The sequence below is a fragment of the Tahibacter amnicola genome (assembly GCF_025398735.1).
GTDB classification, from domain to species: Bacteria; Pseudomonadota; Gammaproteobacteria; order Xanthomonadales; family Rhodanobacteraceae; genus Tahibacter; species Tahibacter amnicola.
Genome location: NZ_CP104694.1, coordinates 960,085 through 982,646, shown reverse-complemented (window position 1 = coordinate 982,646; position 22,562 = coordinate 960,085). Strand labels below are relative to the sequence as shown.

15 protein-coding genes are annotated in these 22,562 nt (G+C 66.0%); 5 read left to right on the top strand and 10 right to left on the bottom strand.

Going from position 1 to position 22,562, the window contains the following annotated elements:
- Positions 1 to 18: 18 nt before the first annotated feature.
- From N4264_RS04065 to N4264_RS04045, 5 genes are all read right to left on the bottom strand, one after another.
- Complete coding sequence (locus N4264_RS04065; RefSeq protein ID WP_261695800.1) at positions 19 to 1,038, bottom strand: hypothetical protein; 1,020 nt, start codon at positions 1,036 to 1,038, stop codon at positions 19 to 21.
- Between the two features lie 96 nt (positions 1,039 to 1,134).
- Positions 1,135 to 1,752, bottom strand: coding sequence for a glutathione transferase GstA (gene gstA / locus N4264_RS04060; protein WP_261695799.1), 618 nt, complete (start codon positions 1,750 to 1,752; stop codon positions 1,135 to 1,137).
- A gap of 547 nt (positions 1,753 to 2,299) precedes the next feature.
- Positions 2,300 to 5,143, bottom strand: a complete 2,844-nt coding sequence (gene aceE / locus N4264_RS04055; protein ID WP_261695798.1) for a pyruvate dehydrogenase (acetyl-transferring), homodimeric type — start codon at positions 5,141 to 5,143, stop codon at positions 2,300 to 2,302.
- A 318-nt stretch (positions 5,144 to 5,461) separates the two neighbouring features.
- Positions 5,462 to 7,762, bottom strand: a complete 2,301-nt coding sequence (locus N4264_RS04050; RefSeq protein ID WP_261695797.1) for an NADP-dependent malic enzyme — start codon at positions 7,760 to 7,762, stop codon at positions 5,462 to 5,464.
- 1,120 nt (positions 7,763 to 8,882) lie between these two features.
- Positions 8,883 to 10,163: a peptidase MATCAP family protein gene (locus tag N4264_RS04045; protein WP_261695796.1), complete on the bottom strand. Its 1,281-nt coding sequence runs from the start codon at positions 10,161 to 10,163 to the stop codon at positions 8,883 to 8,885.
- Positions 10,164 to 10,266: 103 nt separating this feature from the next.
- Here N4264_RS04045 and N4264_RS04040 point away from each other — a divergent pair, with 103 nt between their 5' ends.
- Positions 10,267 to 10,953, top strand: coding sequence for a fumarylacetoacetate hydrolase family protein (locus N4264_RS04040; protein WP_261695795.1), 687 nt, complete (start codon positions 10,267 to 10,269; stop codon positions 10,951 to 10,953).
- 44 nt (positions 10,954 to 10,997) lie between these two features.
- Positions 10,998 to 11,420: a large-conductance mechanosensitive channel protein MscL gene (mscL, locus tag N4264_RS04035; protein WP_261695794.1), complete on the top strand. Its 423-nt coding sequence runs from the start codon at positions 10,998 to 11,000 to the stop codon at positions 11,418 to 11,420.
- A 60-nt stretch (positions 11,421 to 11,480) separates the two neighbouring features.
- Here the strand turns inward: mscL and N4264_RS04030 are convergent, their stop codons facing one another.
- Both N4264_RS04030 and N4264_RS04025 read right to left on the bottom strand, forming a co-directional pair.
- The gene (locus N4264_RS04030; protein WP_261695793.1) at positions 11,481 to 13,670 is read right to left on the bottom strand and encodes a WD40/YVTN/BNR-like repeat-containing protein; all 2,190 of its coding nucleotides are present in this window, start codon (positions 13,668 to 13,670) and stop codon (positions 11,481 to 11,483) included.
- A 154-nt stretch (positions 13,671 to 13,824) separates the two neighbouring features.
- The gene (locus N4264_RS04025) at positions 13,825 to 17,166 is read right to left on the bottom strand and encodes a WD40/YVTN/BNR-like repeat-containing protein (RefSeq protein ID WP_261695792.1); all 3,342 of its coding nucleotides are present in this window, start codon (positions 17,164 to 17,166) and stop codon (positions 13,825 to 13,827) included.
- A 154-nt stretch (positions 17,167 to 17,320) separates the two neighbouring features.
- On the opposite strand from N4264_RS04025, the gene N4264_RS04020 reads away from it, so the two are divergent.
- Positions 17,321 to 18,751, top strand: coding sequence for a M28 family peptidase (locus tag N4264_RS04020; RefSeq protein WP_261695791.1), 1,431 nt, complete (start codon positions 17,321 to 17,323; stop codon positions 18,749 to 18,751).
- 44 nt (positions 18,752 to 18,795) lie between these two features.
- Here N4264_RS04020 and N4264_RS04015 read toward each other — a convergent pair whose 3' ends face one another.
- Together N4264_RS04015 and N4264_RS04010 are read right to left on the bottom strand one after the other, a co-directional pair.
- Positions 18,796 to 19,707: a TrmH family RNA methyltransferase gene (locus tag N4264_RS04015; protein ID WP_261695790.1), complete on the bottom strand. Its 912-nt coding sequence runs from the start codon at positions 19,705 to 19,707 to the stop codon at positions 18,796 to 18,798.
- Between the two features lie 70 nt (positions 19,708 to 19,777).
- Positions 19,778 to 20,089 (bottom strand): hypothetical protein, encoded by a 312-nt coding sequence (locus N4264_RS04010; RefSeq protein ID WP_261695789.1) that lies wholly within the window; start codon positions 20,087 to 20,089, stop codon positions 19,778 to 19,780.
- A gap of 220 nt (positions 20,090 to 20,309) precedes the next feature.
- Here N4264_RS04010 and N4264_RS04005 point away from each other — a divergent pair, with 220 nt between their 5' ends.
- Positions 20,310 to 21,167 (top strand): hypothetical protein, encoded by an 858-nt coding sequence (locus N4264_RS04005; RefSeq protein ID WP_261695788.1) that lies wholly within the window; start codon positions 20,310 to 20,312, stop codon positions 21,165 to 21,167.
- A gap of 334 nt (positions 21,168 to 21,501) precedes the next feature.
- On the opposite strand, the gene N4264_RS04000 is transcribed toward N4264_RS04005, so the two are convergent.
- Positions 21,502 to 21,639 carry a hypothetical protein gene (locus tag N4264_RS04000; RefSeq protein WP_261695787.1) on the bottom strand — a complete coding sequence of 46 codons (138 nt, stop codon included), beginning with the start codon at positions 21,637 to 21,639 and terminating at the stop codon, positions 21,502 to 21,504.
- Positions 21,640 to 21,812: 173 nt separating this feature from the next.
- On the opposite strand from N4264_RS04000, the gene N4264_RS03995 reads away from it, so the two are divergent.
- Positions 21,813 to 22,559 carry an aspartyl/asparaginyl beta-hydroxylase domain-containing protein gene (locus N4264_RS03995; protein ID WP_261695786.1) on the top strand — a complete coding sequence of 249 codons (747 nt, stop codon included), beginning with the start codon at positions 21,813 to 21,815 and terminating at the stop codon, positions 22,557 to 22,559.
- Positions 22,560 to 22,562 lie beyond the last annotated feature (3 nt).

Genomic DNA, 22,562 nt, shown 5'->3' with positions numbered 1-22,562 from the left:
CGGCCCGGCGGACTTCCCTTATTTCTGTCGCGCGGAAGGATGCGCCTCGTACCAGCGTCGGACTTTCTCGCTGAAATCCCGCGTATCCGCCTGCCAGAGACCCAGCCCGCCCTTGCGCAACGGCATCCGGTGCACGCTGCCGACCGGGAACTGGGCCCAGTATTCCTTGTGCGGACGCAGGCGCAGCAGTGGCGATGCCGGATCCACGGGTTCCAGTTCACGCGTGGCCGTCAGGCGGTACTCGTGATCGCGGAACGACTCGCTCGCGAGAAGTCCGTCGATGCGTTTTCCCAGGGGAATGACGGCGAATGCGAGGGTCAGGCTCATCAGCAGGCAGGTCACCAGGGACTCGCGTGCGGGCACTTTCCAGCGCACCAGGACCGGATAGGCCAAGGGAAGCGCCAGCACGCCGAACACCGGCAGGAAGCGCGAGGCGCCGGAAGTATTCAGCAATGTATACGGATTGCCGATGCCGTCGAGGACGGTGTAGGCCACCAGCGCCAGCACCAGCACGACCGCGGTGAGACTGGCGGGATTTTTCTCCAGCGCAAAATCGCGGGCGGGTGGTTCCAGGTCACCCGGACGCATCAGGCTGCGATAGAGATCCGCCGTCTGGCGAAGCGAGGAGACCGCATTCATTCCCGTATCGGCACTGATGTAGAGCGGCGGCTCGCCGACGGACAGCCAGTGGAGATTTCCGGCATTGAGCCCAGGCTGGCCGATCCACGCGAGGTTCAGGGCATCGCGTCCGATACGCTGGTCGAAGCGGCTGCCATCCGGCCAGATGGCAACCAGGCGGACAGCGTCATCCTCGGGAATCAACAGGCCACGCGCTTCCGATGGCTGCATCTTCATGCGTCGGACGAACATGTCGCGACGCGCCAGGTGCACCCGGAAAAACGCCTTGCCGCGCAGCGCTGTTGCCAGTTCATCCAGCAATGCCTGCTGGCGCCGGCCGAGATTTCCCATGATGCGCAGCTGCCACAGCAGCATTCCAACCAGTACCAACAGCGTCAGAGCCGACACGATCGTGCGCATGCGCATCTCCGGAAAGATGCCGCATCATACCGTCGGGGTCGTTGGAATACCTTGAACCGGGACGCCGGACAGACGTCCCGGTACGCACTCAGTACATCACGCCGCCTTCTTTGCTTGTGCTTCTTCCAGCACTGCCGCGGCAACGGCCGGGCGCGCCCCTACGCGCTCGACAAATCGCGCGATCGCCGGCCACTGATTGAGATCGATCTGGAAGAACTTGCTCCACTGCAGCACGGTGAAGAAGTACGCGTCCGCCACCGAGAAGGTCGGGCCGGTCAGGAAGTCCTGCTTTTCCAGCGTACGCGCGATTTCCTGGAAGCGCTGGGCCAGCTTTTTCTTCTGTGCTTCCTTCACCGAATCGGGGTTGGCCGCGTTGAAGAGAGGGCTGAACTGCTTGTGGATTTCGGTGGAGATGAAGTTGAGCCATTCCTGCAGCTGGTAGCGCTCAAAGGTTCCGTTGGCCGGCGCCAGGCCGCTGGCGGGCTTGAGGTCGGCAAGGTACTGCACGATCGCGGGGCCTTCGGTCAGCACCCGGCCATCGTCCAGTTGCAGCGCCGGCACATAGCCTTTCGGGTTGATCGCGGTGAAATCGGCGCCATCGGCGGAGGTCTTGGTGGCAAGGTCGACCTTCACGAGGTCAAATGCCAGGCCGAGCTCGCGCAGGACGATATGCGGCGACAGCGAGCACGTGCCAGGAGCGAAATACAGTTTCATGCGGTTCTCCAAAGTTGAAGGCAGTCGCGACCACCGTCCGATGCCCCCGCATGCCGGCGTCCGTCGCAGGTACCGAAGTGCGGACACCAGCCACGCCTTCAATGCGCATTGGCCTGAATGCACTGTTTACGGTCCAGCAACGATACCGACGAGCCCGCCTCTGGATTTGCGCCGCCCGATGCGCTAGGCGCTACTGTGCATACCCTTTCGGTTGCTCGCGATATCCACCGCGTCGGTGTTGTGGAGCGCAGTCCAGCGCCCGGCAGTCGCGCAACGGGCGCGCCAATCCCGCGCTACCATCCGGGTAGCTGACTCGCCTGAGCAATGGTACAGCCGATTCTCGCCAGCCCCGTTACTGGCTCGGGGCTGCCCGCAGCTCAACTTGCTGACTGGAAGGATCCGTCAGTCGCTGTATGGCCGGAACCCGGATTCGGCAGCGGAAAGGTCAATCGAGTGCTCGCTACGACTGGCGACGGAGTGCGGGAACGTCCTGGACGTCACCGCACTCTCCTTGCCGCGTGCGCTCGCGACGCGAGCGCTACCGCCATCAAACCCCGACGGGGTTCGTCTTCTCCGCATCGATGCGCCATTCCTTCATGGCCCGCGCCACGTCGGAGGCATGCATCTTTCCTTCCTGCGCCAGTGCCGCGATGGCCGCGTGCGCAATGTAGTAGCGGTCCACCTCGAAGAAGCGGCGCAGGTTGGCGCGGGTGTCCGAACGGCCGTAGCCGTCGGTGCCCAGCACGGTGTAGCGCTTGCCATCCGGCATGAAGGCGCGGATCTGGTCGGCGTACTGGCGCACGTAGTCGGTCGCCGCAATGACCGGGCCGACACGATCCTTCAGGCACTGCGTCACATGGGCGACGCGCTGTTCGCCTTCCGGATGCAGGCGGTTCCAACGCTCGGCGTCGTAGCCGTCACGGCGCAGCTCCGAGAAGCTCGGGCAGCTCCAGATGTCGCTGATGACGCCGAAGTCTTTTTCCAGCAGTTCGGCCGCCGCGATCACCTCGCGCAGGATCGTGCCCGAACCGAGCAGCTGCACGCGCGGAAGTTTGTCCTTGCGCAGCGACTTGGCCGGTGCGGACGCCTTCGCGCTCTTCACCACTTCGCCCGGCTTGGCGGTGGTTTCGCGCGGCGCGGGGCCGTCGGTTTCCGGTACGCGGCTGCCGCCCTGCTTGTCCGGCTGTGCCGCCGCCGTGGGCGAACCGCCCGGCAACGGCGCGTCGCCGTCGCGGAACAGGTACATGCCCTTGATGATGCCCTGCTCACTGCCGGCCGGCATGTCCGGATGGCTGTAGTTCTCGTTCATCACCGTGACGTAGTAGTACACGTCCTCCTGCTCGGTGAGCATGCGGCGCACGCCGTCCTGCAGGATCACGGCGACTTCATAGGAGAAGGTCGGATCGTAGGCCCGGCAGTTCGGAATGACGCCGGCCAGCAGGTGGCTGTGGCCGTCCTCGTGCTGCAGCCCCTCGCCGTTGAGCGTGGTGCGGCCCGCCGTACCGCCGACCAGGAAGCCGCGCGCACGCATGTCGCCGGCCGCCCAGCACAGGTCGCCCACGCGCTGCATGCCGAACATCGAATAGAAAATGAAGAACGGCAGCATCGCGTAGTTGTTCGTGCTGTAGCTGGTCGCCGCGGCGATCCAGCTGCAGGTGGCGCCCGCCTCGGTGATGCCTTCCTGCAGCACCTGGCCGCCCTGGTCCTCGCGGTAATAGAGGAGCTGGTCGGCGTCCTGCGGCGTGTACTTCTGGCCGAACGGCGCGTAGATGCCGATCTGGCGGAACATGCCTTCCATGCCGAAGGTGCGCGCTTCGTCGGCCACGATGGGAACGATGCGGGGGCCAATGGCCTTGTCGCGCAACAGCAGGTTCAGGCCACGCACGAAGGCCATGGTGGTGGAGATCTCGCGCTCGCCACTGCCGCGCGTGATCTGCTCCAGCGCCGACAGTTCCGGCGTGGGCAGCGATTCGGTCTTCTGCCGGCGCTGCGGCAACGGCCCGCCCAGCGCCTGGCGGCGCGAGAGCATGTACTGCACTTCGGGCGAATCCTTGCCCGGGTGGTAGAACGGCACCTCGGCGACCTTGTCGTCGTCCACCGGGATGTTGAAGCGATCGCGAAAGGCGCGGATCGCATCGTCGTCCATCTTCTTCTGCTGGTGGGTGATGTTCATCGACTCACCCGCGCCGCCCATGCCGTAACCCTTGACCGTCTTGGCCAGGATCACCGTCGGCCGGCCGTTGGCGTTGGTCATGGCTTCGGCATAAGCCGCGTAGACCTTGTGCGGATCATGGCCGCCGCGGTTCAGGCGCCAGATGTCCTCGTCGGACAGGTTGGCCACCATCTCGCGCAGTTCGGGATATTTGCCGAAGAAGTTCTCGCGCGTGTACGCGCCGCCGAACGCCTTGCAGGCCTGGTATTCGCCGTCGACGGTTTCCATCATCAGGCGGCGCAGCGTGCCCTTGGTGTCGCGCGCCAGGAGCGGATCCCAGTACGAACCCCAGATCACCTTGACCACGTTCCAGCCGGCACCGCGGAAGACACCCTCCAGTTCCTGGATGATCTTGCCGTTGCCGCGCACCGGGCCGTCCAGACGCTGCAGATTGCAGTTAATGACGAAGACGAGGTTGTCGAGATTTTCGCGACCGGCCAGGGAGATGGCACCCAGCGACTCGGGTTCGTCTGTCTCGCCGTCGCCCATGAAGCACCAGACCTTGCGATCGGTGACCGGCATCAGGTTGCGGTGCTCGAGGTACTTCCAGAAACGCGCCTGGTAGATGGCCATGATGGGCCCCAGGCCCATCGAGACGGTCGGGGTCTGCCAGAAGTCCGGCATCAGCCACGGATGCGGGTAGGACGAAAGACCGCCACCATCGACTTCCATGCGGTAGCGGTCCAGCTGCGCTTCGCTGATGCGCCCTTCCAGGTACGCACGGGCATAGATGCCGGGCGAGGAATGGCCCTGGATATAGAGCAGGTCACCCGGGTGGTTCTCGCTCGGTGCGCGCCAGAAATGATTGAAGCCGACGTCGTACAGGGTGGCGGACGAGGCAAAGCTGGCGATGTGACCACCCAGCTCACCAGGCTTGCGATTGGCGCGAACGACCGTGGCCAGGGCATTCCAGCGGATCAACGAACGGATGCGCCATTCGAGCGCGGCATCGCCGGGATTGCGCTTTTCCAGATGTGTAGGAATGGTATTGATGTACTCGGTCGTAGGCTGGAACGGAAGATGTCCGCCGGCCCGACGCGTCTCATCGACCATCCGTTCGAGCAGATAGTGCGCGCGTTCCGGACCATCGGCACCGATGACGGCATTGAGTGCGTCAATCCACTCCTGCGTCTCCGTCGGGTCCAGGTCCTGGTTCAAGATGTCCTGCAGTAGGTTCACGGGTGTCCCTCCACGAACGCCGCGCCTGTGAGGGGGAGGATGGCGTTCTCGTTCCGGTGGTCGATAGCGAAAAACTTCCGCGCGCGAAGGCCCGCGCGCAACCCTGCAAGTCTAACCGGCCCGATGGCCGCTGACATGCCGAACAGACGTTTGATTCGCATATCCCATCGTCGCAATGGGCATTCTGTGCAAACGAATTCATGCTGCACTGCGTCACCAGCGCCGTCAGCGCCGGTGATCGGTCGATGGTCATTGGACAAGCGACGCGAATGATGACGGGCACAGGGCAGCAGTGGCCGCCCTGTGCACTGGAGCGCTTCAGTCCGCGGACCCGGAACGGTTCTGCGCGCGGATCTGGGCCTCGACGCCGGCGATGGCCGTCATGTTGACGACGCGGCGCACCGTCGCGGACGGCGTCAGCACGTGCGCGGGCTTGGCGATACCCATGAGGATCGGGCCGAGGACGACGCCATCGGTCATGGCGCGGGTCATGTTGAAGCTGATGTTCGCGGCGTCCAGGTTCGGGAAGACGAACACATTGGCACAACCGTTCAATTGCGAGTTCGGGAAGATGCGCTCGCGAATCTCCTGGATCATCGCCGCGTCTGCCTGCAGCTCACCTTCGACTTCCAGCTTCGGCGCGCGCTTCTTGATGATCTCGAACACGCGGCGCATCTTCGCCGCGGATGGCGAATCGGACGCGCCGAAATTCGAATGCGACAGCAGCGCAACCTTCGGCGGCACGCCGAAGAGTTTCAGGCGCAGCGCCGCCTGCAGCGTGGCTTCGGCGAGATCTTCGGCACAGGGATCGTGCTGCACGTGGGTGTCAAGGAAGAAGAAAACGCCCTTGTCATTGAACACCGCCGACATGGCTGCCGGTTTCTGCACGCCCGGATCGAGTCCGATGATGTCCTTGATGTACTGGAGCTTCTTGCCGTAGCGACCCACCACGCCGCAGATCATGGCATCGGCGTCACCGCGCTCCACCATCAGCGATGCGATCACCGTCGAACGCGACCGCACCACGGCCTTGGCCAGCGAGGGCGATACGCCACGGCGCTCCATGATGCGGTGGTAGTGCTGCCAGTAGTCGTTGAAGCGCGGGTCGTCGTTGATGTTGCACAGCTCGAAATCGACACCCGCCTTCAGGCGCAGGCCGATGCGCTCAATGCGCTTTTCGATGACCTCCGGCCGGCCGATCAGGATGGGCTTTGCAAAGCCTTCGTCCACCACGACCTGCACCGCGCGCAGGACGGTTTCTTCCTCGCCTTCGGCGTAGGCCACGCGCTTGGGCTCGGCCTTGGCGCGGTCGAACACCGGTTTCATCATCAGTCCGGTGCGGAACACGAAGCTGGTCAGCTTCTCGCGATAGGCGTTGATGTCCGGTATCGGCCGCGTTGCCACGCCCGAGCGGGTTGCGGCTTCGGCCACGGCCGGCGCCAGCTCGACCAGCAGGCGCGGATCGAACGGCTGCGGGATGAGGTAGTCCGGCCCGAACGACAGGGGCTTGCCGCCATAGGCCCGGGCCGCGACGTCGCTGACCTCGCGCCGCGCCAGCGAAGCGATGGCGTGGACGCAGGCGACCTTCATCGCCTCGTTGATCGTCGTGGCGCCAACGTCGAGCGCGCCGCGGAAAATGTACGGGAAGCACAGCGCATTGTTGACCTGATTCGGGTAATCCGAGCGGCCCGTCGCGATGATGGCATCCGGACGCACCGCCTTGGCCACTTCGGGCAGGATTTCCGGCGTCGGGTTGGCCAGGGCAAGGATGATGGGGTTGGCCGCCATCTTCTCGACCATCTCGGCCTTCAGTACACCGGCGGCGGAAAGGCCCAGGAAGATATCCGCGCCATCGACGATATCGGCCAGGGTACGCGCCGTGGTATCGCGCGCGTAGCGGGCCTTGGCTTCGTCCATATCCTCGGCGCGCCCCTTGTAGACCACGCCCAGACGGTCGCAAACCGCGATGTTCTCGGGTTTCACGCCCAGCTGGACAAGCATGTCGAGGCAGGCGATGCCGGCGGCACCGGCGCCGGAGGCAGCCACGCGCACCTGGCCGATTTCCTTGCCGACGACCTGCAACGCGTTGATGACGGCGGAACCGACGATGATGGCAGTGCCGTGCTGGTCGTCGTGGAAGACCGGGATCTTGACCCGCTCGCGCAGCTTGCGCTCCACGGCGAAGCACTCGGGCGCCTTGATGTCTTCCAGGTTGATGCCGCCGAACGTGGGCTCAAGGCTGGCGATGATGTCGACGAGTTTGTCCGGGTCGCGCTCGTCGATTTCGATATCAAAGACATCGATACCCGCGAACTTCTGGAACAGGACACCCTTGCCTTCCATCACGGGCTTGGCGGCGAGCGGCCCGATCGGGCCCAGGCCCAGGACCGCCGTACCGTTGGTGATGACGGCGACGAGATTGCCGCGCGCCGTTACGGTCGAGACTTCGGCCGGGTCCTCGACGATCACGTCGCAGGCGGCGGCAACGCCCGGCGAATAGGCCAGGGCGAGGTCGCGTTGGGTGACCAGCGCCTTGGTCGGAGTGACCTTGATCTTTCCGGCGGGCGACTGGCGGTGATAGTCGAGGGCGGCTTGCTTGAGTTCGTCGGCGTTGGACATGGATGCGGGAGGCGGCAGGAACGATGGAAATGCTTGCCGCACAAGGTAATTTTGGCGGAGGGGGGACAAGTCTACAGGACTATACCATAGGCATGCCGGCCCGCCGTTGACGAAAAGCGGCGCCATCGGAAGGGGTTCCGAACGGTGGCGTACGCCCAGCCCCTCATTGACCGATCGCGACGACCGGGCGCGCTGCTGCACACCTGATAGCAGCGACGCAACGCGATCCGCACGCTCGCTCCGACCCGGTTGATGCCTGGCCCCATCCGGTTGATGCCTGGCCCCATCCGATTGATGCCTGGCCCCATCCGATTGATGCCTGGCCCCATCCGATTGATGCCTGGCCCCATCCGATTGATGCCTGGCCCCATCCGATTGATGCCTGGCCCCATCCGATTGATGCCTGGCCCCATCCGATTGATGCCTGGCCCCATCCGATTGATGCCTGGCCCCATCCGATTGATGCCTGGCCCCATCCGATTGATGCCTGGCCCCATCCGATTGATGCCTGGCCCCATCCGATTGATGCCTGGCCCCATCCGGTTGATGCCTGGCCCCATCCGGTTGGTGCCTGGCCCCATCCGGTTGGTGCCTGGCCCCATCCGGTTGATGCCTGGCCCCATCCGGTTGATGCCTGGCCCCATCCGGTTGATGCCTGGCCCCATCCGGTTGAGGCTTGGCCCCAGAACGCAAACGATGCCCGTCCCACGGGGCTGAAGTGGGGAATGTGTCTAATGGACAAGGGGAAAAAAGGGCGTCGCGCGCCCGTCACACGTCAAGGCACGACGATCGCGCAACGCCTCCCGTGAAATCGGCGCCCGAGGGCAGGAACGGGAGGAGTCACCAAACGCGGCGGCGAGGTAGGTCGAGGACGCGATACAGGGATGGGACTAGCCAATGCAGCACCGGTCAGGTCGGTAAGTTTGCGGCGACCTTCCTGGCCGCCGCATCCAGGCCCAATCTGCGCACACAGGTCGTCTGCGCATGCTCCCCCTGGTGATGCCGTGTGCCGCGGCCTCCAAGGCCGCAGCAACGTTCATTGGGGCCTAGCGTAGCCCCGCGAGGCAATCACCGGACGGCGAGTGACATTTCTTTGCAGTCAGGCGCGAAGTCGTTCGCACTACAGGCCGAGTACCAGGTCCTCGGCCTCCACCCGCGCGATGCGGATGTGGTTTGCAAACAACGAGAAAGCGAGCATGCCGGCCAGTCCGTTGGCGCGTTTTGCCCAGGGCGGCAAGTACAGCGGCTGGGCCAGGTAACCGCTATCAAAGTACGGTTCGAGGGCGATGACGTCGTGCAGCGCCATCTTGCCAGCGAACAGGGCATGGCACAGCGCCAGCCGCCGATGCTTGAGTGCCCAGCGGAAGAACGTGTGTACCGTCAGGAGTCCATGCAGGTACACGTTGTCCTTCGTGAACGCCACGCCGCCATCGACCGGCGCGCCGCGGAACACGCGCTGGGCAGAGGCGAAACTGTCCGCTTCGGTCTGTCCCGATTCCAGGAAGAACTGGAATACCTCGATGAAGTCCGCGCCGGCGAGCGCCATGTGGATGGCCACGATGCGCAGCGAAATCCGCTTCATGCGTTCGATATCGATGGATCCGGACATCAGCTCCGCAAAAACCGCCAGGCCTTCCTGGGTGGCCGTCACCCGCGGCGAGGACCGGCCCAGTGACTGCAGATTCGGCTGCTCACGGCCATTCAGCCCCGTCAGCGAGTGGACGAAGGCCTCATGCTCGACCAGTTGGTGACGGTCGTATTCGCTGAAACAGGTGGCCGAACGCAGCCGGATACGCGTGGGCCCGGCCGCGGCCTTGGCCAGCAATTCCGGGTCGATCTCCACTTGTATCTTGTGGAACTGGAAAAAGGCGTCGAGCTGCTGCTGCAGTTCCGCCCGAAGGGTCTCCGCGGGAATGCAGTAGTCCGCGTCGCTGGACAGAATCTCCTGGTCCAGCTCACCAGCGAGGCCGATGAAGTGGCGCGCGGCGTCCAGGTTGGTCAGCTCGGCACCGGGCAGCTTGTCGCCGGGACGGCCATACAGCCGTACCGAATGCTCAGTGATGTGCGAGGTGCCGACCGACTCGAGCAACTGGGTGGCGACCCGCCAGGAATCGGCGCTACGCCGCAGGTACTCGCCGATCGGATGGCCCGCCGGCGCCTCATCATGAATCGCAATAAGCTCGGCCCGTTCCTCGGCGAGGTCCGGTGCGGCGTAATGGATCGTGGGCAGACGCCGCCGGCCGTTCTGCCAGTCCGACAGGAAGGATTCCTGCGCCGTCGCCGGCCAGCTGATCGCCTGCAACAGGCGGATGCCGCGCACGGCGGCAACCAGGCGCCGGTCCAGCGCCGTGCAGCGCGCCAGTACATCGGATTCGCCCGGTATCACGCCAACGGCAGCCATGGGGCGAACTATAGCCGTGCCCCCCGGGCAGATGCACGCGCTCCGCCGGGCCGACGCCCGTCGTTGTTATGCTCTGTGATTCTGGTCCGGAGTCGAGGTCACCATGAATTTCGTGTTTGCGCCGGGTGCTACGCCCAGTGTGCTGGTCCTGGGCAGCGCCGCCGTGTTTCCCGTGCATCGCATCTACTGCGTGGGCCGCAACTACGCCGAGCACGCCCGCGAGATGGGCGCGACGGTCGACCGCAGCCAGCCCACGTTCTTCATGAAGCCCGCCGACGCCATCGTCACCGGAAACGCGGACGTGCCGTATCCGTCAGGCACCGCCGATCTCCACCACGAAGTGGAAATGGTCGTCGCGCTGCAGAGCGGCGGCCGTGATATCCCCGTGTCGGAGGCGCTGCAGCACGTGTACGGCTACGCGGTCGGGCTGGACCTGACCCGCCGCGACCTGCAGGCCGCCGCCAAGGCCAAGGGCATGCCCTGGGACACCGCCAAGGGATTCGACCACTCGGCACCGATCTCCGCGCTGCGTCCGATTGGCGATGCCGCCCATCCGGTACAAGGGGAACTTTCCCTCGAGGTCAACGGCACCACGCGCCAGAAGGCCAACATCGCGGATATGGTGTTCTCGGTGGCCGAGATCATTCATGAGCTGTCGCGGCTCTACATCCTGGCAGCCGGCGACCTGATCTATACCGGCACGCCGGCCGGCGTCGCGGCACTGCAACGCGGCGATCATTTCCGCGCCCGGCTCGACGGTGTCGCGCAGTTCGAGGGTCGCATCGTGTAAGGTCGCCGTCGCGGCCGCCCTGGCCGGACGACCCGGAGCACTGCATGAGCTTCTTCAGCGAATTCAAAGCCTTCGCGATGCGCGGCAATGTGGTTGATCTCGCTGTCGGCGTGATCATCGGCGCCGCCTTCGGCGACATCGTCAAGGCATTGGTCGACAACGTCATGATGCCGCCGATCGGCTACCTGATCGGCGGTATCGATTTCTCCAGCCTGGTCTGGCGGATCGGCGATCCGGCGATCGCCAAGGACGGTACGATCACCGGCGGCATCCTGATCAAGTACGGTCTTTTCCTCAACACGCTGATCAAGTTCACCATCATCGCCTTCGCCATCTTCCTGGTGGTCAAAGTGATCAACCGCATGACGCGGCGCCAGCCCGCGCCCGGCGAGATGCCGGCCGACGTCAAGCTCCTGACCGAGATCCGCGACCTGCTTGCCAAAGACAAGGCCACGCCGACGGCCTGACGCTGCCGCGCGACAGCATGGTGCGCGTCACACACCATGCTGTCGGCTCAAACGCCAGATTCAGAGCGGGTCCAGATCTTCGAAGATCTTGTCCGGCGCCTCACGCCGTTCCCACGGGCCGCTCATCGAGCCGATGACGATGCGCGCCTGGTCTTGCGGATCGCGCGCAATCGCCGTGACCGACACCGTCGGCAAGCCCTCATGCAACGGCGCCCAGGTTGCGCCGTTATTCTCGCTACGGAACACGCAGCCGTGGCCGCTGGTCGCCGTGCCGCCGACGTAGATCACCGACGGCGCCGCCGGGTCGATGGCGAGTGCGCGGGGTAAACAATCGACCAGGCCGACGCTCGAATCCTGCCAGTGGTCACCGCCGTCGGCAGACGTGTAGATGCGTCCTTCCGTGAACCCGTAGTTGGTGACGCCCGCAATGAGACGGCGCGGCTGCCGCGGATGCATCGCGAAGGCAAACACGCTCCAGGCCGTATGCGTCGAACCGTTCATGCGCGGCAGTCCTTCGCTGCGTTGCTGCCAGGTCTGGCCACCGTCGGTACTGCGGAAAACACCGCTGGGCATGGTCTGGACCACGGTCGCGTCGTCGTCCCGGTAGTAGTCGGCATAGGTGCTCAGGTACAGCGTGTTTCGATCGGTTGGGTCGAGCAGCAGGTGCATCGGCGTCAGCAGCTCGAAGGTGCCGTCCACCTCGATCATCTGCGGCAAGTTGCCCGAGACGTCGGTCCAGCTGCTGCCCGCATCGTCGCTGCGAATCACCCGGTAGGCATCGTTGCGCCCCGCCGCCGTGGCGTAGACACGGTTGAGCGGGCCACTCTGGCACGGGCCGCTGGCGGGCGGCGACGCGCAGGAACGAAGGTCAAGGGCCACTTCGCGCACGGTGCCGATGAAGGCACCACCGCCGCTCGTCGGCAGGCCGCCCTCGATGCGCGACCAGGTCGCACCGCCGTTGATAGATTTATACAGTCCTGCATTGCGACTGCCGCGATAGCGGCCGCCGGCATACAGGTGCATCGTGCGTGCATCACCCGCGGTCGTCGGGTCGATCGCGATGTCGCGGATCATGCTCGCCTCGCTCTGCAAACCCTGCAGGACCGGCCCGACGCCCAGCGCCTGGAACGGCCACAGCGGCGAGCCTGTCAGGGACATTTCATTGGAAAGGCCGGCAAAAAGGCGATTCTCACCCGCCCCCTGGAAAGCCAGGGCCCGTACTGTCGCGGAATGAATGCCGGTCGAGCGGCTCTCCCAGGCATGCGATGCCACGCTGTAGGCCAGTATGCCGCCGCCGGAAGTCGCCACCAGCGCGTCGGTCGGCAACGCGTAGGAACTGGCATTGCTGACGTACAACGCGGTCACGTGCGAGCGATCGCCCGGCTGTCCAGGCAGGCCCAGTTGATGCGCGGAGAGCGTCGAGCCGAATGCTGTCGCACCATAGACACCATCAGTGGTACCGATCAGCACGTCCCCCTGGCCAGAGCGCAACGGCTCCAGCGACAGGGCGATGCCATCGACCGACGTCGCTCCCCACGCTGAGCCATTCTCGCTGGTGTACACCGTCCGGCCCACGATGGCGTACATCCCGCTGGCACCGAACGCCAGCTGTCCGACGTCTTCGCTGCCCACGTCCGCGACGGACCAGGTGGTCCCCGAATTGGTGGAGAAGAGGATACGACCATCCGCAGTACCTGCGAGCAGCCGTGCCGGTGCGGCGCGATCCACCGCAATGGCGGTGATGTGCAAATCCGGCGGGATGTTTCCGTTGACAGTGGTGAATGTTGCGCCGGCATCATCTGACCGCAGCAGCGTTCCATCGGCGACCAGGTAGGAACTCTGGGTGGACCCGGGAATATCGGCAAAGGCGCGCCGGATCGCGTTCGTCTGGTAGCCAGCCAGCTGCCAGTTCACGGCACCGTCGTCACTGCGCCACAGCCGGCCCTGGACGTCGAAGACATACACGCGGCCGGCATAGTCCGGATCAACACCCAGCACTCCGAATCCGTCGACCGGCGCACTCATGCCGGCTTCGCGACGCTGCCAGGTCACACCGTGATCGGCACTGGCGAACAACCCTCCGGCGCCCAGCGCATAGACCTGGTTCGGGTTGGCCGGATCACCGGCGATCCGGTTGATGACACCGCCATCGAGCCCGATCGGTGTCCACTCGGCGGCCAGTGCTGTACCGGCCAGGGCGGCCAGCACGCACGCGCACGCCAGCTGCCGCACTCCTGAAAAGAGCGACATTCCTTTCTCCTTTTGATTTTTTTTGCGAGGTGGAAATTGCCGCCATTGCGCAAGGCGGCGCTTACGATAACGGAACACGGCGCGTGCGTGTCCCACAGTACGAATGGTTTCGTCGAATCGGTTAGCCGCTATTCAGTGATACGGCACAGTCACCCTAGGGTGGGCATTGGCGACCAAGCTGCCGCGTCAGCCGCGTGAGCGGCAGGCTGCCGCTGCTGAAGCCGGTCACGGTGGGCGACCAGGTCACCTGGGCCTGGTCGGTGCCGGTGAACGTGAATCGCGCGGTGCCCCAGGCTTGCCGTATGAGATCGCTGCTGCGGTAGTTCGGCGGAAAATCCGGGCCGCGCGTACTCGCCAGCTGGACGGTCGCACTGTTTCCGGAAATCGGCCCGGAGCCCACCAGGAACAGAGGATTTCCCTCGTGGAACACATACCACGCGACAGCCAGCATGCGCTGGCCGTTCAGTTCGAAGATGTCCACGAAGAAGCCGTGCCCGTTTTGTGATGCGTTGTACCAGTTTCCACTATGACAGGCACGAACCTGCGCTCCGGCGGGATCACTCGCCGGCAGGGCCGTCCTGAGCAGCGGCGTGATCGGCATCTCACCGGCGGTGTAGCCCGGCAGGGCGGGCGTCCAACGCAACTGTGCCTGGCTGTCGCTGGCGAATTCCAGGTCCAGCGTACCCCAGGCTTCCTGTCGCACGTCGGTGGCGCGGAAATCCGGGGGGAATCGCGCGCCCGTCACCGCGTTCATGGCCAAGGTGGCTCGCCCACCCTCCGCGCGGCCGACGCCGACCAGCCACACCGGCTGCCCCGCGCGATAGGCGAACCAGCTGGCCAGCACGTGGGCGACACCATCGATCGCGAGGGGTTCGATCATCAGGCCATGGCCATCCTGCTGCGCGTTCCACCACATGCCGGAGATCCGCTCGTCGATCCGGTAGTCGCCGACGCCGTCGAAATCTCCCAACGTGGTCCGCCAGACGCCGCGCCCGTAGGTGAAGGCGAAGAGCTGCGGTGGCCGTCCGGGCGGCTGCACGATGGAAAGATCTTCGGTGATCACGTTCGCATAGCCGGTGTTCTCCACGGCCCAATGCGCGCCACCGTCGAGTGAGACGAACAGGCCAAGGTCCGTGCCCAGGTACAGCTGGCGCGTATCGAGCGGGTTGATCGCAATCGCATGGACGGGCACGTCCGGCAGCGCGCCCGAACCGGTACCGTCCAGCGGCTGCCAGTTCGCCCCGGCATCCACCGACTTCCACACATGCACGCCACCAAAGGTGGAATAGGTGGCATACGCGACATTGCTGTCATTTGGATCGAAGGCCAGTCGCGACACCCAGCCTTCGCGCGGTGTTGCCGACGCCCAGGTGGTCGCGGACGTGCTCGACAGCGCGCTGCCGCTACGGAAGATGCCGGTACGGTTTCCGGCCAGCATGCGCTGGGGGTTGCCCGGTGCCACGGTGATGGCGGAAATGCGGTGATTGAAGCTCGTGCCGCCCAGCGGCGCGCTGGCGGCAAACCAGTTGCCGCCGCGATTGTCCGTGCGCCACACGCGCAGGCCGCCGGCGTACAGGCGGTTGGCGGCGTTGGGATCGATCAGGTACGGCATGATGAAGAGCGTGCTGTCCTGCAGTCCGTTCACGGCAGAAACGAAGGTGCTGCCCCCGTCCATGGAGCGTCCGATGCTGACGTACTGGTAGGTGGCATAGAGGATCGAGGGATTGGTCGGATCCACCGCCGCGAATCCACCGTCGCCCGGATAGATATGACGCCAGGCATAGGGGCCCGATGCATCGGCTCCCAGCCAGGTACCGTTGTCCTGGGTGCCGCCGAGGTAGGCGCTGCCATCGGGGAACACGGCGCCCGCGTAGAACTGCGTGGTGCCCATGCCGCGACTGAGGTTGCGCCAGGCCACCCGCGCGCCGGTGCGTGGCGTGCACAGGGCGGCATTGCCGGTACTCACCGGCGCCATTGCGTTGTCGCTGACCGCGACGCCGCCGTCGTTGGTGCTGTAGACCCGCTGGTTGGCGACGCCGTCATAGCCCGGATGAAAGCGGATGCGGTGCTGGTCCGGATGCACATAGGTGCTGTTGGGCTCGAAGTAGTAGCTCGCCAGGCCGAAGTGCTGTCCGCCGTCGTCGGACCGGAACAGGGTCATGCCGCCGACCCATACGACCTCCGCATTCACCGGGTCAGCCGCGATCGCGTTGTTGTACCAGCCCGCGCCGTAGAAGTCGGGCGACGAATTGTCGTTGCACAGGCTCGGCCGCACGGCGAAATGGAAGTGGAACAGGCTGGCGGAAAGCAGATCGGGGGAGTCATTGCGCAGGCGGACCTGCCAGGTGACACCTCCGTCAGTCGATCGCCACAACGCGTGCAAGCCGTTGTTGTAATCGCCCTGGCCGTCGCCGTTGCGGTCGTGGCCGGGCAGGATGCTGGCCGCCACGGCATAGATGACATCCTGGTTGGCGCGATGAATGTCCATCTGCGTGCGGCCCTGCCCCGCCTCGGTCAGCACGGTTTCCCACTGGCCATCGTTGCCCGCATTGCGATTGAGAAACACGGCCGCCGGGCAGGGATCTCCGCAGGCCGGTGGCGTCACGCTGCCGGGTAGCCAGTAGCGATCGGCGACCGAGCGTGACGCGCAGGTGCCCAGCAGCCAGTCGCCGGGCTTGTCGGTGCGGATGGCCAGGTCCGTGCAGCCTTCGTAGCGCAGCCGGTCCTGGTCATCGGCGGGACGCAGCAAGCGCTCGAACGTGGCGCCGCCGTCGCGCGTGCGCCAGATACCGCTGTTGGTGGCGGCGTAGAAGCGCTGCGTATCATGCGGGCTGAAGACGATATCGCTGACGTAGCGGAAGTCGTCGTTCTGCGTTGCCAGGAGCGGCGCCCAGTGGCGTCCGCCATCGATGGACTTGAGGATGCCGGATCCGGCCATCGGCGACCACGGCATCGCGCTGTTGCGATACAGCTCGCCGGTCCCGGCGTAGAGGATGTCCGGGCGCTGCGGATCGATCGCCAGCGCGCCAATGTTGAGATTTACCGCGTCGTCGGAAATCGGCTCCCAGCTCTGCCCGGCGTCGTTAGACTTCCACACGCCACCTGATACGCCACCTGCGAACAGGATGTCCGGATTCTGCGGATGGAATTCCAGCGTCCGGGTACGGCCCGTGGCGTTGGCCGGCCCCAGCCATTCCCAGGTCGGCGCCGCCGCCAGGGCGCCTGCGCGCGAACCGGCGATGCGGGAGGGATAGTGACGGCGCATGCTGCGCATCGACTGCTCGGCGGCGAACCAGCGCGACGGCTGCACGGTGGATTCGCCGGCTGGTGCGCGGCGCTCCACGAAAAGGTGCGCCCGTTCCAGGGCGCCGTCGGTACGCTTGGCCTCGCGCAGTTCCGCGGCCATGCGTTCGGCGCGTTCGTCGGCGCCTTGGCGAATACAGCCCGTCGACAACACCGACAGGACCAGCAGGACGATCACGGCGCGCAGCGGCATCTGTGCTACCTCCGATTACGACGGGCATCGTACCACCAGGCCATCGACCCGTCGGCCCAGCGGGTGGAATCGGCAACATGCCCCCTGACGATCGTCCTGCATCCACCGGGTCCCGACCTCTGGCACGATAGCGGCTTTGCCATCGGAGTCCCTCATGTTGCGCGCCCTGCCGATCGCCCTCGCCGCTGTACTGCCCCAGGCCGCCGACGCCCGCACTGCGCCGATGACCACGATTCCCGATGCCGCGGTGAAAACGGCCGTCACCCTGCGCGACGACGCGGGCCGTGATGACACGGCCTATGAGCTGCTGCGATCGCTCACCAGCGAGATCGGCGCACGCCTGGCCGGCAGCGAGAACGACCTGCGTGCCCGCGAATGGGCTGTCGCCCGCTTCAAGGCGCTCGGATACGACAAGGTATGGACCGAGCCGGTGACCTACCCGCGCTGGGTTCGCCGTTCCGAGAGCGCCGCCCTCGTCGCTCCCTATCGCCACACCCTGGCGGTCACTGCGCTCGGGAACTCGCCGGCGACGCCACGCGAAGGGCTGACGGCAGAGGTTGCCCTGTTCGACAGTCTTGATGCGCTCAAGGCCGCTCCCGCCGAAGCGGTGAAAGACAAGATCGTCTTCGTCTCGGTGCGCATGAAAGCCCATCGCGATGGCCACGACTACGGCAAGGGCAGCCGCGTGCGCAGTCGCGGACCTGCCCTGGCCGCGGAAAAGGGCGCGGCCGGCTTTGTGCTGCGTTCGGCAGGCACGGACAGCAACCGGTTTCCGCATACCGGCGTGACCACCTGGGACGCCAAGGGCCGGCAGATTCCCGCCGCGGCGATCTCCAATCCCGACGCAGACCTCCTGGAAACCGTCATCCGGCAGGGCCAGCCGGTCCAGTTGAGCCTGAACCTGGACTGCGGCCTCGACGGGGAATACACCGGTGCCAACGTCATCGCCGAGATCACCGGGAGCCAGAAGCCCGAGGAGATCATCATCCTGGGTGGCCACCTCGACTCCTGGGACCTGGGCACCGGTGCCATCGACGATGGCGCGGGCGTTGCGATCAGCATGGCGGCAGGCGCCCTGATCGGCCAGTTGCCGCAGGCGCCGCGGCGCACGGTGCGCGTGGTCGCCTTCGCCAACGAAGAAGCCGGCCTGTACGGTGGCAAGGCCTATTTCGCCGCGCACCAGGCGGAGCTGAGCCGGCACGTGCTGGGATCCGAAGCCGATTTCGGCGGCGACCGCATCTGGAAGCTCGACGCCAGCGTCAAACCCGAGGCGCTGGCTGCCGTCGACCAGATGATGCAAGTGCTGGGGCCACTGGGCGTGATCCGCGGCGACGAACGGGCGCACGGCGGGCCCGACCTCAGTCCCATGCATGCCGCCGGCATGGCGGCGATGAATCTGGTCCAGGACGGCACCCGCTACTTCGACCTGCACCACACGGCCAACGACACCTTCGACAAGATCGACCCGGCGCAGCTGGCCCAGAACGTCGCTGTGTACGCGGCCTGGGCTTATATGGCCGCCGAGGCCGACGGCGATTTCGGCTCGCGCGCCGGCGCCTTCAAGAACGGCGTCGAGGAACACTGAAACGTGCTACCGGCGCCGCGGGGCGCGGCGCCGGGGAATCGCGTCTAGGCTTTGTGCCGCCGGAAATACTCGGCGAACAGCACGGCGGCGCTGGCGGCGATATTGAGACTTTCCACATTTCCCGTGCCGGGAATCGTGAGGCGGTGATCGGCCACGCGGATCAGCCCGGCGCTCATGCCCTCCCCTTCCGCGCCGAAAACGACGGCGGTGCGGCCCGGCAAGCCACCGGTGAACAGGGCCTCACCCGCGCGAGGCACCGTCGCGACGACCGCGAAACCCGCGTGCCGCAGCGTCGCCACGACGTCCTGGCCCGCTTCCGGCCGTGCCAGCGCAACGATCTCCGCTCCCCCTTCGGCGACCCGGCAGGCGGCGCCGGACAGGGTCAGCGGCGAATCCGCCGGCAACACGATGCCGGCCACGCCAAAATGCGCCGCACTGCGCAGCACGGCGCCGAAGTTGTGCGGATTTCCGACACCATCGAGCACTACCAGCAAGGCCGGCGCCGGCGCTGCCGGCAGCTGAGCCAATAGCGCATCCAGCGCCAGCGGCGCGCGCCGTCGCACTTCAAAACACACGCCCTCGTGGTGCTGGCTTGCGGCCAGCTTGTCCAGGTCGGCACCCTCGACGATGCGATAACCGACGCGCTCGCGCACGCACCAGGCCAGCACGGGCTTGAACGCGGCAATGCGCTCCTCCGTCAGGTAGACCTTGCGCACATCCTGCGGCCGATGCTGGAAAACGGCCTGGCAGGCGTTGATGCCAAACAGGCGAACCTCCTCGTGCCGCTGGTGCGCCGGCGCGCTGCGTGTCGACGGGGGCGGGGGCGAAGACGGCGCCGGCGCGTTGTCGCGACGCAGGCGCTCGCGTTCGCGCTTGTCAGGGCGCGGACCGCGGGGCCGGGCGTTGTCCCAGGCGGAGGTGGGCGTATCCCGGCCGGGTTTTCGGGTTCTATCCATGCGATGCGATCGTCAGGCAAGTGGGACGACCGCAACGGTAGCAGCTGTTGCGCGCGGGTGCCCGTCGCGGTCAGCGGCCGGCGACGCGCCGCACGCTGGCAAGGTAGGCAAACAGGGAGGCAAACAGGCCCCACAGCGCCACGTCCGCCAGGGCGACCGTCCAGAACAGCCATTGGGGAAGCCAGTCGATACCCGCGAGACTGGCGACCAGGGCCGCAGCACCCGCCAGCAGCTGGACCAGTAGCGGCACGGGCGATACGACGCGCCCCAGTCCACGGCGGGCGGCGGCACGCGTCAGCAGTACCGCGACCAGGTTGATGATCCCGCCCCACACGGCAAGAACCAACAGCGCGACACTGGCAACACCGGCGATATAGGACACGGCGTCTTGCTCCCTATTCAATGGGCCACGGTGCGGCGCTCCCTGCGGCGTCGCGCATTGCGGGTGACGTAACCTGCCTGGCAGGCGGCGCCGTTCCGTGCGCCCCACGTCAGCCCGAACCGTCTGGACGGCGTTGCGTCCACGATCGTCGCATTATGGTGGCCAAATCGGTGCGATTGCACCGTGAAGTCGCCCGGATTACCCGAACCTGGAGTACGGCATGGACCGCAGATGGACCACTTGCACGTGCATCACCCTGGCAATCCTCGCCGCAAGCTGTACCGCTCAGGCGCCCGGTCCCACCCAGTTCCGTGTCGACGGGCTCTACTCGGAATACGCGGCGGGATCGATCGCCTTCCGTGACGGTTATGCCTGGCGCCAACCGCAGGGCGATACCACACATGTCCTGCTCACCGATCGGCGCCTGGTCGCCCTGCCCGTCGATGATGCCTACGCGGTGATCGACCTGGCGCTCCTGCTGGGCTGGACCAGAGCCCCCTACGTCGAGCTGGAACTGGATGCGGCGGGAAAACTCGCGGCCGTCTGGGCGCGGCACCAGGGCGGCCGGCGTGTGCGCTGTGCGCAGAATGCGGGCCAGTGCTACTCAAAGGTGGCCTACTGGGGCCCGGATGCGCTTACGGCGAGTTACGCGTTCGGCGACGACCTGGACCTGACCGCCAGCCTGCGTGTGCATCGCCAGTCGCTGTACCAGACGCCCCTGGCGGCCGAGCAGCGCGTCGCACCGGATGGCCGTCCGGCGCAGCCGGATGCCACCGACCATGACCGCATGGCCGAACGCTATGCGCGCGTACGCGCCGCGTTCGACGAGGGCGGCGTCGAGGCATTTCTCGAAGCCAACGGGTTCGATGTCGCCACCCGCCAGGCCCTGGCCGGATTTGAAGGCATGACCGAGGCGATCGCGCGGCTGGCGACAGCGTGTCCGCGCGCCGAAGCGTACGAAGCCTTCGGCAACGACGGCGGCTGGGGCTCGCTGCTGGCCAGCAGCGACAAGGGCGACTCCGCCGTGTACTTCCTGCGCCGCGGCGACGCATGGGTGCTGCACAGCTGCGGCAGCTGAATGCGATGGGTCAAAGGCCGGGCGCGTCCGCCGCGGACGCGGGGTCCACCGTCGCCCGCCACGAATGTCGCAACCTCCACATTCCCCAAAGTGCAACACCATCTGTCGCGAGCAGCAGGCACCACATCGCCTCTGCCCGCTGGCGCCGGTCGGCACCGGCAAAGAACGGGCGTCCACAGCGTCAGCCAGCGCCGGATGCCGTCCCGATAGTCCGTTTCATGCACGATCGTGGCCGCCAGGATGGCCGGGATGAGCAGCGCGATGACCCCTTCGGCGAGCAGCGGCAACAGCAATGCCGAAGCGGTCGCCCCGTGGAAGTGCACCGCCTGCCACATCAGCGGAAAACAGCGGCCGCGGCGATCACGCGGGCCGCCACGGCCACGGCGGCAGCCGATCCGCCCTCCCGCATCGCCGCCCGCAGCGCCACGTCATGCGCATCAGGCAACCGCCTGCGTCGGCGCTGCGCGCTCATCCACCGCTCTCCGGGTTTTCCGCGAAGGCGGCAGGCTAACGTCCGTAGCAACGGCACGCCAATGGTCGTCCGCTCACCGCGCCGCTGAACCCCCGTGGTGACAAGCCTGTGCGGGCTGGCGCCGGTGTGACGCCCGCGGCATCATGGAAGCTTCCTGTCCACCTGCCCGCTCCATGAAAGCATTGACGTCACCGCCTGCCCGCTCGTGGACTGCCCGCTTCTTCGACCGGTTTGTCGAATGGGCGCAACGCCGCATCGTGGCCGCGTCGAAGGTCGGCGACCATCCGGTCTTCGACAACACCGCCTTCGACTGGGTGCCGGCCCTGGAAGCGCGCTGGCCGGCGATCCGGGCAGAACTGGACCAGGTGCTGAAATCGCGCGAGGACATCCCCGGTTTCCATGAAATCACGCCGGAAGTGCGCACCATCACCACCGACCGGGACTGGAAAACCTTCATGTTCCTCGGCTATGGCATGCGCTCGGAGACCAACCTCGCGCGCTGTCCGGATACCGCGGCCGCACTCGCGTTGATTCCTGACCTGCGCACCGCCTTTTTCTCCATTCTCGAACCCGGCAAGCGCATCCCGCGCCATCGCGGCCCCTACAACGGCGTGCTGCGCCTGCACCTGGGCCTGATCGTTCCCGAGCCACGCGAGCGCTGCTGGATCAAGGTCGACGAACGCCTGTGCACCTGGAATGAAGGCCAGGCGCTAATTATCGACGACATGTACCCGCACGAAGTGCACAACGATACGAATGGCATTCGCGTCGTCCTGTTCGTCGATTTCGATCGCCCGCTGCGCGGCTGGGTGCGCTGGATGAACAAGCTGATCCTGGCGCTCGCACCGCTCACACCGGAATTGCAGACCGCCAAGGCAAACCTGGCGGCGTGGGAAAAGGCGCATCAGTTGCCGGATTGACCC

Coding starts and splice junctions, on each gene's coding strand:
- N4264_RS04005 (WP_261695788.1), top strand. CDS start 20,310: ATGGACCGCAGATGGACCACTTGCACGTGCATCACCCTGGCAATCCTC.
- N4264_RS04030 (WP_261695793.1), bottom strand. CDS start 13,670: ATGTCGCTCTTTTCAGGAGTGCGGCAGCTGGCGTGCGCGTGCGTGCTG.
- N4264_RS04000 (WP_261695787.1), bottom strand. CDS start 21,639: ATGAGCGCGCAGCGCCGACGCAGGCGGTTGCCTGATGCGCATGACGTG.
- N4264_RS03995 (WP_261695786.1), top strand. CDS start 21,813: ATGAAAGCATTGACGTCACCGCCTGCCCGCTCGTGGACTGCCCGCTTC.
- N4264_RS04065 (WP_261695800.1), bottom strand. CDS start 1,038: ATGCGCACGATCGTGTCGGCTCTGACGCTGTTGGTACTGGTTGGAATG.
- N4264_RS04050 (WP_261695797.1), bottom strand. CDS start 7,762: ATGTCCAACGCCGACGAACTCAAGCAAGCCGCCCTCGACTATCACCGC.
- N4264_RS04020 (WP_261695791.1), top strand. CDS start 17,321: ATGTTGCGCGCCCTGCCGATCGCCCTCGCCGCTGTACTGCCCCAGGCC.
- N4264_RS04015 (WP_261695790.1), bottom strand. CDS start 19,707: ATGGATAGAACCCGAAAACCCGGCCGGGATACGCCCACCTCCGCCTGG.
- N4264_RS04040 (WP_261695795.1), top strand. CDS start 10,267: ATGAATTTCGTGTTTGCGCCGGGTGCTACGCCCAGTGTGCTGGTCCTG.
- N4264_RS04025 (WP_261695792.1), bottom strand. CDS start 17,166: ATGCCGCTGCGCGCCGTGATCGTCCTGCTGGTCCTGTCGGTGTTGTCG.
- gstA (WP_261695799.1), bottom strand. CDS start 1,752: ATGAAACTGTATTTCGCTCCTGGCACGTGCTCGCTGTCGCCGCATATC.
- N4264_RS04045 (WP_261695796.1), bottom strand. CDS start 10,163: ATGGCTGCCGTTGGCGTGATACCGGGCGAATCCGATGTACTGGCGCGC.
- mscL (WP_261695794.1), top strand. CDS start 10,998: ATGAGCTTCTTCAGCGAATTCAAAGCCTTCGCGATGCGCGGCAATGTG.